Annotated in this window: 11 protein-coding genes; 5 read left to right on the forward strand and 6 right to left on the reverse strand. The window is 30.6% G+C overall.

Features of this window, described 5'->3' with window-relative positions; translation table 11 throughout:
* The 4 genes from queD to KPL44_RS07805 all read right to left on the reverse strand — a co-directional run bounded on the left by queD (position 1) and on the right by KPL44_RS07805 (position 3512).
* The gene (gene queD / locus KPL44_RS07790) at positions 1 to 432 is read right to left on the reverse strand and encodes a 6-carboxytetrahydropterin synthase QueD (protein WP_216248458.1); all 432 of its coding nucleotides are present in this window, start codon (positions 430 to 432) and stop codon (positions 1 to 3) included.
* A 21-nt stretch (positions 433 to 453) separates the two neighbouring features.
* Positions 454 to 1212, reverse strand: coding sequence for an acyl-CoA dehydratase activase (locus tag KPL44_RS07795; RefSeq protein WP_216248459.1), 759 nt, complete (start codon positions 1210 to 1212; stop codon positions 454 to 456).
* Positions 1200 to 2210, reverse strand: a complete 1011-nt coding sequence (locus KPL44_RS07800; protein ID WP_216248460.1) for a 2-hydroxyacyl-CoA dehydratase family protein — start codon at positions 2208 to 2210, stop codon at positions 1200 to 1202. Before KPL44_RS07800 ends, KPL44_RS07795 begins: the two co-directional genes overlap by 13 nt.
* Before the next feature lie 240 nt (positions 2211 to 2450).
* Positions 2451 to 3512 carry a 3D domain-containing protein gene (locus tag KPL44_RS07805; RefSeq protein ID WP_216248461.1) on the reverse strand — a complete coding sequence of 354 codons (1062 nt, stop codon included), beginning with the start codon at positions 3510 to 3512 and terminating at the stop codon, positions 2451 to 2453.
* A gap of 337 nt (positions 3513 to 3849) precedes the next feature.
* Here KPL44_RS07805 and KPL44_RS07810 point away from each other — a divergent pair, with 337 nt between their 5' ends.
* The 4 genes from KPL44_RS07810 (at position 3850) to KPL44_RS07825 (ending at position 9863) form a co-directional block, all read left to right on the forward strand.
* Positions 3850 to 6816 (forward strand): DEAD/DEAH box helicase, encoded by a 2967-nt coding sequence (locus KPL44_RS07810; RefSeq protein WP_253201664.1) that lies wholly within the window; start codon positions 3850 to 3852, stop codon positions 6814 to 6816.
* 166 nt (positions 6817 to 6982) lie between these two features.
* Entirely contained in the window at positions 6983 to 7396 is a 414-nt protein-coding gene (locus KPL44_RS07815) for a hypothetical protein (protein ID WP_216248464.1), read from the forward strand.
* A gap of 425 nt (positions 7397 to 7821) precedes the next feature.
* The gene (gene argB, locus KPL44_RS07820; protein WP_216248466.1) at positions 7822 to 8697 is read left to right on the forward strand and encodes an acetylglutamate kinase; all 876 of its coding nucleotides are present in this window, start codon (positions 7822 to 7824) and stop codon (positions 8695 to 8697) included.
* Positions 8697 to 9863, forward strand: coding sequence for an aspartate aminotransferase family protein (locus KPL44_RS07825; RefSeq protein ID WP_216248468.1), 1167 nt, complete (start codon positions 8697 to 8699; stop codon positions 9861 to 9863). The genes argB and KPL44_RS07825 overlap by 1 nt, the downstream gene beginning before the upstream one ends.
* Positions 9864 to 9936: 73 nt before the next feature.
* Here the strand turns inward: KPL44_RS07825 and KPL44_RS07830 are convergent, their stop codons facing one another.
* Positions 9937 to 10674 carry a response regulator transcription factor gene (locus KPL44_RS07830; RefSeq protein WP_216248470.1) on the reverse strand — a complete coding sequence of 246 codons (738 nt, stop codon included), beginning with the start codon at positions 10672 to 10674 and terminating at the stop codon, positions 9937 to 9939.
* Positions 10675 to 10677: 3 nt separating this feature from the next.
* Positions 10678 to 11907 (reverse strand): sensor histidine kinase, encoded by a 1230-nt coding sequence (locus tag KPL44_RS07835; protein ID WP_216248472.1) that lies wholly within the window; start codon positions 11905 to 11907, stop codon positions 10678 to 10680.
* A gap of 258 nt (positions 11908 to 12165) precedes the next feature.
* On the opposite strand from KPL44_RS07835, the gene pduA reads away from it, so the two are divergent.
* A complete protein-coding gene (pduA, locus tag KPL44_RS07840; RefSeq protein WP_171297598.1) occupies positions 12166 to 12453 on the forward strand; it encodes a propanediol utilization microcompartment protein PduA in 288 nt (95 codons plus the stop codon).
* The last annotated feature ends 8 nt before the right edge of the window (positions 12454 to 12461 follow it).

Raw genomic sequence — 12461 nt, forward strand, 5'->3', positions numbered from 1 at the left:
TTAATGTGCCTCGCTTTCTTCATATGATGCGCTATTATTAGGTGTTTCATAAACGGTAGTTCGTTTTACATTATATCCTTTATCTTTCATTTGTTTAAAGAAAAATTTTGCAAAGTTTTCAGCTGTTGTTCTAAAATCAACAAGTATCACTTTAAATCCGTCCTGTTTTATACAATTTAGGGTCTCATCTCTCATGCTACCTATTTGCACAATTAGAGCATGGTCATAGGCGTCAGCCATGGACTTAACATCCCTTTTTAAATCACCAAAATCTATTACCATACCTTCTAATTGACCGCCTTTTGTTAAGGCTTCTGATTGTACTTCGACTTCAACCTTCCATCTATGTCCATGAATATTTGCACACTTTCCTTCATATCCAGAAAGAAAATGCGCACTATCAAAGCTATGTTCTGATTTCAAAATATACATATGGGGCATTCCTCCTAAAATTTATAAAAATTCACTCCCGTAATAACAACATCCAATGGCCCCATTAAATTGAGGGTCTTCGATAGAAACTATTTCATCGTAATTGTTGCTTAAATATTTTTTAATTGCAATATTACTTGCAACACCACCTGTTAAGATTAATTTTTTACCACGGAACTTACTAAGTAATGGTAGGAGCCTTTTGTATAGGGAGTAATTAACGCTAGAGCACAAACTTTCTATACTTATACCTTCGGCTATTTTACCAATTAATTCTGATTCAGAAAATACTGCGCAAGTTGAATTGAGTTCTATAGCATTTTCATAATGTTTGCTCATCTCGCCAAGTGATACTTCTAGAACACTTGCCATATTCTCTAAATATCTACCACAAGATGCAGCGCATTTTTCATTAAGCTCTAGGTCTGTTGTGATACCTTTTTCTACTTTTACAATTTTAACATCTTGACCACCTATATCTAAAAGTATAAAATTATTTAAACCTGTCTGATAAAATCCTCCATATACATGAGCTTTTATCTCATTTATTGGTGAAAATAGTAATAAATCAGTGTTGTTTTTACCATAACCTGTAGAAACTGCTTTATCAATATGGCTAATATCAAGTTTTTCTAAATCAACAATAATTTTACCATCAAACTTACAATAATTTCTGTAAAAACTCATTGTGCTTACTTTCTTTTTTTGCATAATCTTATTGTCTTCCATTAAAACTATTTTAACCTCGCGGCTTCCAAGGTCTATACCTAGTACTCGCATTCTTTAGCCTCCTTCAAATCTAGCAACATATCAAGGAAGGCTTCTAACCTAAGCTTTGTTCTTGCGTCTAAGACGTTTAATTTGTCGCCTTCAATATTTAATATGGGAATATTTAATTTCTCTTTTAAAACTATATCTGCAACTGCCCTATAGCAAAATGCTTGAGTGTAGTGAATTATTCCGTCTAATTTACGATTGTCTATTTGTTTTTGAATCTCTACAATCCTAAAACTCGTATCATAAGGATAAGTATAATCATAGTATTGATGATATATATCAATGGCGTTATTAGCTCTTGGAAAAGCAAATTCTCTTTGAACCTCATTGTATACAAAACTAGCATTAAGATTTTCAACAAATGCGTAGATATCTGGAGTCATAGGTGGTACACCCATATAGCCAAGGCGAAGTTTTCTAATTACTGGTTTTCTGTTTTTAATTTCACAAATAATTTTTTTTAAATCAACGTCAAAAGCATCTACATTACAATTAAAATCACTTGAACTTACTTGATAAAGATGATTTTCAAAGCCTGTTGCTTTATTATGTATATAAGTTAATTCATCAATTTCTTTGACCAAGGCGCGAGTTTTATTTATGCGGGTCTTAACTATTTCAACTTCTTTTATTGTTACATTAAAGACATTCATAAATTTTTTTATTTCATGTTCTACATCCTCTAACTTGTGACTATGAGGGAAGGAAAATGGATAAACTTTTATTCCTCGTAGTTCTAGTACTTCAATTAGAGCTTTTGTGTTAGAACAATCGCCCTCAACAACTCCAACTATTTCTTTTATGTCATTTTGTAAACAGGCTCCATAAATACCCTTTATCCAGGTACATAAACTCCTAGGGAAGCCATCTCTTTCCGCAATGTCTATATATTTCAAATAGTCATCTGAGGTTATAAAAATATTGTTTAAATCGACAGGTGTATAACCTGCTGCAATTAGAATTTCTACTGGAACAGTAGTTGTTAAACCTATTTTTTTCATTACGATTCCTCCTAAAAGATAACAAAAGAACCATCTGATACCAAACAAAAAAACTACCTAAAACGGTAGTTACGTCCTAGTTTTGTTTATAGACAGGATGGTTTAGAACTGTCTTATTTAAGTTTTATATTAATAAAGTTTACTATATTTTAATTGCTATGTCAAATTGTCTCGAAAAATAAAAACTGCCACAGAAATAATATCTGTAGCAGTTTTTGTATAATTAAGTATATAAAATATTTAGTTTAGTATATGCACCGTCAGGTATTGTACACCCCAATCACCGCATTCACCTTCATTATTAAAGAATAGATCTATAAAATTTCCTTTTATTGCTGAACCGGTATCAGCCGCGATAGCATTTCCATAACCCTCTATATATAATTTTGTTCCAAGAGGTATGACACTTGGATCTACAGCTACGGTACTATATCCATTTGGATTTCTAACAGCCTTTTGTCCTGAGGCAGTATAAGTGTTATTAGTTCCTTCAGAACCCCAGTAAGCAGTAGTTTTTACAGAAAAAGTTTTACTATATGAATTACTTTTGGAAGAAATGGGAGTTGCTTTTGATGCAGTAGATTCTCTGGAAATTGAAGATCCCCTTGAAACAGATACTGCTGGCATAGTACCCTGAACTATGATTTTATCTTTAGGCTGTGTAACTAAGGTTTCTTTAACAACTTTCCTAGCCACTTCTTTTCCATTTTCATAAGTTACATTTAATGTAATACTTTTCAAGCCATTAACTCCATTTTGTGAAACTGTTCTTTCAGATTTTAATATACTATCATTTTCTTTAATAACAGTTTTAAAATCAACAGGTTTTGACTGATTTATTGTTTTTGAATTAACCCTAGTTATTGTTATGCCTAGGCCACTCGATAATTTAGTTTCTTTTGATGGTGAAATTTTATCAGTGGGGCTTATGTCTATCTGTTGTGCCTTTAACATTAAAGCAACATCTTTTTCTGCAGATTTAACATTAAGTTTCTTATTATCCACAAAGACGTTAACGTTTATAGCACGGGTTATAGTTATAACGCCGTTGTTTTGTATTTTTGAATTCAGAGCCTTATCAACTTTATCTTTTACGTCTATGCTTATATCTGATTTTTTTAGAGCGTTACCAAATGTCTTTTGATAAGTTACCATATTAGTTGATTTACCGTCTATAACTACCGTAATGTTTTTTCTAATGGAGCATACAAAAATAGTTGAAGTTGTAATTATTGCCACCAGTATGAATCCAATTACAAATTTTATTCGTCTACCTTCCATAAATCTAAATATAAAAATCATCTCCTATTATTAATTTCAGTATAAAGCACCAGGGACTTATTATTACAGATGCCTAAATACTTAGGTCTACAGTGCTCTTGGGTATATTACAATTAAGAGCGCTCTCATAAAACACATGAGAAGTAGGGGAGTCATGTATACTTATACCAATAAATGTATTGGTAAATTATTGTAACAGTATTGTAACACGTTTAGGTAAAACATGCAAATGATAACGATTTCTTACCCGGTTTTCCCTTAAGTGATATAATTATTATAGCATATAAAAGTTTAGTTCGTTTAATTTATGTGATTTTAGAGGTATTATTAAATTGGAGGTGATTAAGACGTGAAGTTAATGGAGTTACAAAGTATAATATTCAAATCATCTTCAGAGAGTATGAGAAGTCAGGGTAAAAAGGCTTTTAATGAGGGATTAGTTAGTAAAATCAAAGGAAAAAAGATAAATAATATGTATCATATTTATGGAAAGGTTAATAATGATACTAAATCAAAAGAATTAAATACACACATAACAATAGATTTAGCTAAGATGAAATTAGATAGTATAAAATGTACCTGTGAGGATTTTAAAGAAGTCTCTATTGTAGGTCATTTATTTATGTGTAGTCATTTAACAGCTACAGCATATAGTTTTTTGAATATATATACAAAGGGTAATTCTAAAAAATCAGAGAAGGATGAAAAATCAGGGAAGATACGGGAGAATGATGCTAGTAAGAAACACATAAGTAATATTATAAAGTTGAATCGAAAAGTAGCGAAAGGTTCAATTTATTATGAGGCTCAACATCAAATAGGTATGGAAAAAACAAAAATAGAGGCAAATTACTTAAGAGGTTTTCTTTCAGGGCTTAATTATAAAAAAGTTAGATTAAATTATGATGGGTTTGAGTTTGAAGCACCAATTGTAAAGCAGGATTTACCTCTAACATTTACGTTAAAGATGCGAGAAAAGCATTTTGTTTTAACTACGCATAAGCAATTCCCAATATCATTAAATGACAAAAATGATGTATATTTATTCAATTGGAAACTGTACTTACCATCAAAGGGTCAAGTACAAAGGTATATTCTTATTTGTGAAAGGTTAAGAAAAAATCGTGAAATTTTATATGGCGTAAATATTACTAATTATAATAAAATCATATCTTTTTTAGGCACTATTTCAAGGGATGTAAATATTAGTGAAGAAGTCAAAAATTTTGCATCAAACTTTATAAAGGCAGAATTTCACTTGTATGAGGTAGATAGCCATATTTATTGTGATTTGTTAGTTGTTTATGGTAATGAAAAAATTAACATACTAAAGAATGATAGGAGTAAAGATAAAATAACCCGTGAGCATAAAACAAATACACGTGATTACAAATTTGAGGACAGAATCCTTATGGAACTGGAGAAATATAGGTTTATAAAAAGAAATGAGAGGCTACTTTTTATAGGATCAGATGAGCAGCTGTTTGATATATTAAATAAGAGTAAAAACAATCTTTATTCCCTTGGAAATGTTACTTTTGGAAATGGACTTAAGCATATGAAAATACAAAATACAAAGAATATAAAAGCAGAGATTAAGGAAATGGATGATTACTATGATTTTTCTTATAGTATAGACAATATTTATGATAATGAGTTAAAAGCTGTGATCGATTCATTTAAACAAAATAATAGATTTTATAAAACTAAGAATAATAATTTTTTGAACTTTGAAGATGAGACAGTTAGGAGTTTTTTTGATCTAATATTAGTATTAAGTGCTGATGAGTTACTAGAAGATGGTTCAATAAGGATAGAAAAAAATAAGGCATTGTATTTACAAAACAAAATAAAAAACAAAAAATTTGAATTCATTAAGGGTTGCGAAGTGCTAAAGGATATAGAAGACATCTATGATAACATAAATAAAATGGAAATAAAGGTACCTGTGAACTTAAAGGCTACGCTTCGTGAGTATCAAATTGATGGTTTTAAATGGCTTAAAAGACTAAGCGCTTTGGGACTTGGGGGGATACTAGCAGATGAAATGGGTCTTGGAAAAACTGTTCAGACCATAGCTTTTCTATTATCATTTGAAAATAAAAAATCTATTATCATTAGTCCAACTTCCCTTATTTATAATTGGAAGGCGGAATTTGAAAAATTTGCTCCTAGTCTAAAGGTTGCAATTGTACATGGAGAAAAAAAAGGAAGGTATGAGTTAATTCATAATTTGGAGGATTATGATATAATACTTACGACCTATGGAACTCTAAAAATGGACTTAAATCAGTATGATAATATTGTTTTTGATTATTGTATTATAGATGAAGCGCAAAATATAAAAAATTATTTATCACAAAACACAAAAGTTATTAAAGACGTTAAAGCTAAAGTAAGATATGCAATAACTGGCACTCCTATTGAAAATAATTTGTTAGAACTTTGGTCTATTTTTGATTTTGTAATGCCAAACTATTTATATTCCAAAGAAACTTTTGAACTAAAATTTATTTCTGGAAAAAAGGTTGATTTAGGAGAACTAAAATCACTTATTAAACCTTTTCTATTAAGAAGAACTAAAAATGAAGTGCTTAGAGAATTGCCAGATAAAATAGAAAAGAAATTTCTAGTTGAGATGACTACATCTCAAAAGGCTGTATATAAAGCCTATATCAAAGCTGTCAGGGATAAAATGAAAAACAATACTGATGGGAAAATAGAGGTCTTTTCTTATTTAACAAGGCTCAGACAAATATGTCTAGACCCATCACTTGTGATAGAAGGATATAAAGGCGGAAGTGGAAAGATAAACATTGCAACAGAACTTATTCAAAAACATGTGAATAGTGGTGGAAAAATAATATTGTTTTCTCAATTTACATCCGCGCTTAAAAATATAGGAGAAAACTTAAAAGAAAAAGGAATGCCATATTATTATCTAGATGGAAAAACTAAATCTAAGGATAGAATTAAGATGGTAGATGAATTCAATAAAAGTTGTCAAACATTTGTATTTTTAATATCATTAAAGGCAGGGGGAACAGGCCTTAACTTAACGTCAGCAAATTTGGTGATTCATTTTGACCCTTGGTGGAATCCGGCAGTTGAGAATCAAGCCACAGATAGGGCTCATAGAATTGGTCAAAAAAATGTAGTTGAAGTAATTAAATTAGTTGCAAAAGGGACTATTGAAGAAAAAATCATTCTACTTCAAGAAAATAAAAAAGATCTAATTGAGAGTGTAATTACAGGGGAACTTACGAATAGTGATGTTCTTGGGAAACTTACAAAAGAAGAAATTTTGGAGATACTCATGATTTAAAGCTGCCACCCATATGACAATGATTATGATATAATAAAGCAAGTAATATAAAAGAAATAGCAGAATACTTAAATTTAGTACCTTCAACTATAGGTAAACTGATTTCTCGTAATAAAATAGTATAAGATGCCACTTGCCAAGTGTGGCACAAATAGGAGATGAAACTATGTACGTAGAATTTAATAGTACGATTGTAGAGAGTAAAGATATAAAAGATACAATCGAGAAAAACACAGAATTTAAAGTACTTAAAGATATGAGTAAAGGTTCAAAGAGAGAGGATATATTAGCTTTTAATTTAAGTATAGCTATTAATACCTTGAATGATTTAATGGAAGGCGAAAATAATTTAAATGATTTAACAGAAGATGAATTATTTGAAGAATACCTATCGCTTGCAGAAGAAATTGCAATGGACATTGAAGAGTATGTACCAGATGGTGCAGTACTAGACATCAAAGTTTATAAATGGGATAAATCAGATGATGGCATAAGACTTGTTATAATTATAGCTCCAGAAGATATAAATGATCTTAAATTAAAGGATATTATGAGAAAACTAATAACTCAAGTGGAATAACAATTAGGACTGTAGCAAGATTAAAATAATTTAAATCTTGTTATGGCTTTTTTATTTATATGAGCTTGTCACTTTTGCCACTTGCCACGTGGGTGGCACCTTGTTGTCTCATTGCATAATTATGCAAGAAAAATGGTGCGATTGGTTATAAATACACTGTTAATAAATAAACATAATAAAACCACAAAAAAAATAAACAATATGTTGAATAATTATTCATATTGATGTATAATTATTCAAATGGTTAAATCATCACCTGTGGTGCTGAAATATTAAGACTCCAGAAGGAAATTTATACTCATACTGAAATTATCTCTTTATTATAGTATGCAATTTCTAGTAAAGAACTGAGAGACTTTCCTTCTGAAATGTCGTTAAACAGTTATATAATTAGTGAAAATTAAGTATTAGGTTTGGAGGTTATAATGGATATATTAAATAATGAATCAAATAAAAAAGATTTTTTAGAAATGTGTAAATATGAGGGTAAAACCTTTGTTATAAAATATGGTGGAAGTATAATGAGCAATGATGTAGCTAAGGAAGCATTTGTAGAAGATATTGAGCTTATGACAAAAGCAGGCATAAAAGTTGTTATAGTACATGGCGGAGGTCCTTTGATTAGCAAATGGGTAAAGAAATCTGGCGGTGAAAACAAGTTTATAAATGGGTTAAGAGTTACAGGTCAGGATACTATGGAAATTGTAGAGATGGTATTATCAGGTAATGTTAACAAAAGATTATCTTCAATTTTAAGTCTTAGAGGATTAAATGCCATAGGTATAAGCGGTAGAGACAGTAATTTAATTCAGGCTAAAAAGAAGTATGTTTTAGAAGATGGCCAAAAAATTGATATTGGTTTTGTTGGAGAAGTTGCCAATATTAATACCAAGGTATTAATTACTTTGCTTAAAAACAAGTATATACCAGTTATTTCTCCAGTTGGGGTAGGGTGTGAAGGAAATAGTTATAATATAAATGCGGATTATGCTGCAGCTGCTATAAGTGGAGTACTTAAAGCTGAAAAGTTATTAATTATGACGGATATAGATGGTGTATATACAGATATAACTGACCCAACAACGCTTTTATCATCAATAACGGTTGCACAAACTAAAGAGTTTATAAATAAGGGTATGATTTATGGTGGAATGATTCCAAAGCTAGAATGTTGCGTTGCTGCAATTGATAAGGGAGCTAAGAATGTTCATTTAGTAGATGGAAGAAAAAAGCATGGTTTATTATTAAATATAATTAAGGATAGTGGAACTAAAATTATAACAGCAAAAGGGGTAATATAATGGAAGAAAATTGTGTAATGAATACTTATGGAAGATATGATGTTACTTTTGAGAAAGGTCTAGGATGTAAAATTTATGATTTAGTGGGTCAAGAGTATATGGATTTTGTATCAGGAGTTGCAGTGAATTGTCTTGGGCATAGCCATCCTGCTATAATAAATGCAATAACTACGCAAAGTAGTAAGCTCATGCAGAGTTCTAATTATTATTGGAATACACCTCATAAGCTACTCGCAAAAAAACTAATAGATAACTGCGATCACGATAAAGTGTTTTTTTGTAACAGTGGGACAGAAGCCATAGAAGCAGCGCTCAAGATAGCGAGAAAATACGGAGCATTAAAAACAACTAAAGATAAAAATGTACTTATATATATGGACGAATCTTTTCATGGTAGAACTATGGGTTCATTATCAGTTACTGGTCAGGAAAAATATCAAAAGGATTTCCGCCCATTAATTGGAGGTACACAAAAGGTAAAATTTAATGATGTAGAAGAGTTAAAAAAGAATTTTAATGATAAAGTATGCGCTGTAATAGTAGAACCGATTCAAGGAGAAGGCGGAATAAATATTGCAACAATAGAGTTCTTAAAAGCAGCAAGAGATTTGTGCGATAAATATGATGCTCTATTAATTTTTGATGAAGTACAATGCGGTATGGGACGCCTTGGAAGTCTTTTTGCTTATAAGAAATTTTCAGTTATTCCTGATGTTATATGTATTGCAAAAGCACTCGGTGGCGGTTTTCCAATAGGGGCAACTATTACAAATCTTAAAGCATCAGCGGCATTTGTACCAGGTGATCATGGAAGCACTTTTGGTGGAAATCCACTTGCATGTGCTGTTGGTGAGGCTGTTTTAACAGAGCTTCTTGATGGTGGAGTTATAGAGAAAATTGACGACAAAAGTGCATATATGAAAGAAAGATTACTTAAAATAAAAGAGAAATATGGTGTGATAGATGAAATAAAAGGTATAGGTCTATTGATTGGAATAAAAATAAACACAGATACAAAGGAATTTTGTAAGTCGTGTTTTGACAATAAATTGCTTGTAATTGCGGCTGGAAATAATGTGGTAAGATTACTTCCTCCACTTAATGTAACAAAGGGAGAGATTGATGAGGCATTAGATATTCTTGAAAAAGTAATTTCGGAAATTTGATGCGTAAGTTTACTATGAAAATAAAGTAAATAGATAAAAGCTGCATAACGAATTCGTTATGCAGCTTTTATCTTTAGAAATGTTGTTTCTTGTTTTGACACCTAAAGTGATTTGGGGACATTCCAACACTTTTTAAAAAAACTTTACTGAAATAACTTGAATCAACATATCCAACATTTTGTGATATTTCTGTAATATTTTTATCTGTATTTAGGAGCAAGTCTTTTGCTTTTATTACTCTAAAGGAAGATAAATAATTAATAAAGTTAATACCAATTTTACTCTTGAAGTATCTACTGAAATATTGTGGGTTAAGATGAACATAAGCTGCAATTGATTGAAGACTTATATATGTATTATAATGTTCATCGATATAATTCATAGCTTCTTTAATTAGCGTATCATCTTGGTTATCGCTTATGACTCTATCATTTTGCTTATTTATTAAAGAGATGCTTCTGTTAATAGATTCAATTAAATCGTTAGGTCTTATGGGTTTCAAAAGGTAATCGATTACTTTTATTCTAATTGCACTCTGGGTAAAAGCAAAATCATCATAAGCGGATAGAATGATTGTGTGTACATTTGGCAAAAATTTAATTATCTCTTTTTGAGCTTCAAGGCCGCTAAGTTCAGGCATTTCTACATCCATTAAAATAATATCGGGGGTACTTGTTTTAGCCATTTCAATAGCTTCTAAGCCACTTTTAGCTTCACCACAAATATTAATACAACTTAGTTTATCTTCAATGATATACCTAAGCGCTCGTCTTTCAATATTTTCATCTTCAACTATTAGTAAATTGTGCATTAGTTACTCCTCCCTTTTATTTAATTTAATACAAGGAACCTTTATTGTAGCGGTAGTTCCACATTCTTTAGTCGATTTAAGTTCGATGCCATATTTAGACCCAAAGAAGTGTTTAATCCTGTCGTCTACATTTTTAATTCCTAGACCAGTAAGGTTCTCATAAGAATTTTCAACTGAAAAAATTGTTTTAAGTCTGTCTTCATCAATACCAATGCCATTATCAAAAACTTCAAGTGTGAGATAACTATTATTAAAATTTTTACCTGTTATTTTAACTTTACCATTTATCGTCATATTTTTAAGACCATGAATTATTGAGTTCTCGACTAATGGTTGAAGAGTCATTACAGGAATTTTAAAGTAGAGTATTGAAGGATCAATATCTATTTTGTAATCAAATCTATCACCAAATCTTGTTTTTTGAATATAAAAATATTTTTTAATATTAGTTATTTCTGAATATATTGTAACCATGTTATTTGAATTCTTAAGACTATATCTTAATAGGTCAGAAATCGCATAAATGAGATTTTCAGTGTCGGGGGCCCCTTCTATTAAAGCCATTCTTGCAATGGTATTTAGAGTATTATATAGAAAATGAGGATTAATTTGAGCCTGAAGGGCTTTAATTTCCATGTTTTTAAGAAGTTCTGTAAGTTTCATTTTTTCTTTAGTTTCGTCCAATAGTTCTGATTTTGTAATTGTTGCTATTCCCATTTTAGCGATGAAATTAGAGAAAAGAAAAAGATAATCAGCAGATACCAGAATCTTTTCATAATCAACTACCGGAACTTCATTTAATGCATCATTTAGATCATTCTCAGATAAACTAAGCTCATGTGATAATCTCTTAACATCTATGATTGTTTTATTTTTAAAGTTTGTACTTGTTACTTGTCCACATAACATAGATCCAAGATAATTACCGTTTACAATTATTGGCGCGGCAAAATCAATGAGACCAGTATGGCAGTTATAAATAATAGGTTTACCAGCCTTCATTGCCATTGTTCCACCAATTGAATCACAATGTTTACAACGGCTATATCCTTCAGTGCTGCTTCTAATTAAGCTACACCATTTAGTAAAATAACTGGCGGGCACAACAGGTGTTCCATCTCCATCAACTGTTACAGTTGAGAGGCCAACTATTTTTGCGAATTTATCTTGAATATCTTTAAGCGAGGATACATCAATAATTTCTTTGAGTTTATATTTAGGATGCATTGTCATAATATTCCTCCTTTATAAGAAGCTTTAATACCATTAACTATATAGTGAATATATTACCATTAATTGTAATAAAAACATACTATATTTAATATAATAAAAATATATTAGCACTATCTATATAGTAATAATAATACCTACAAATGTCAAAATAATTCCTTTTTATGAAATCAATATTATACTTAAATAGAGCAATATATTGACATCGAAAAGTGTGAAAATTCGCTATAATGAAGATATAAAATAAATGGAGGTGTTTTTATGGGACAAGAATCATTAGGAATGATAGAAACAAAAGGTTTGATTGGTGCAATAGAAGCTGCAGATTCAATGGTTAAAGCTGCAAATGTAGTTCTTATAGGTTATGAGAAAATAGGTTCAGGACTAGTTACTGTTATGGTTAGGGGAGATGTTGGTGCTGTTAAAGCCGCTACTGATGCCGGTGCCGCAGCTGCAAAGAGAGTTGGAGAAGTAATATCTGTTCATGTAATTCCAAGACCTCACACTGATGTTGAAAGAATATTACCTAAATATCCAGTTTCAGAATAAATAGTGAG

Origin of the sequence: Clostridium sp. DSM 17811, from assembly GCF_018861905.1 — a bacterium.
Classification (GTDB): Bacteria; Bacillota; Clostridia; order Clostridiales; family Clostridiaceae; genus Clostridium_AD; species Clostridium_AD frigoriphilum.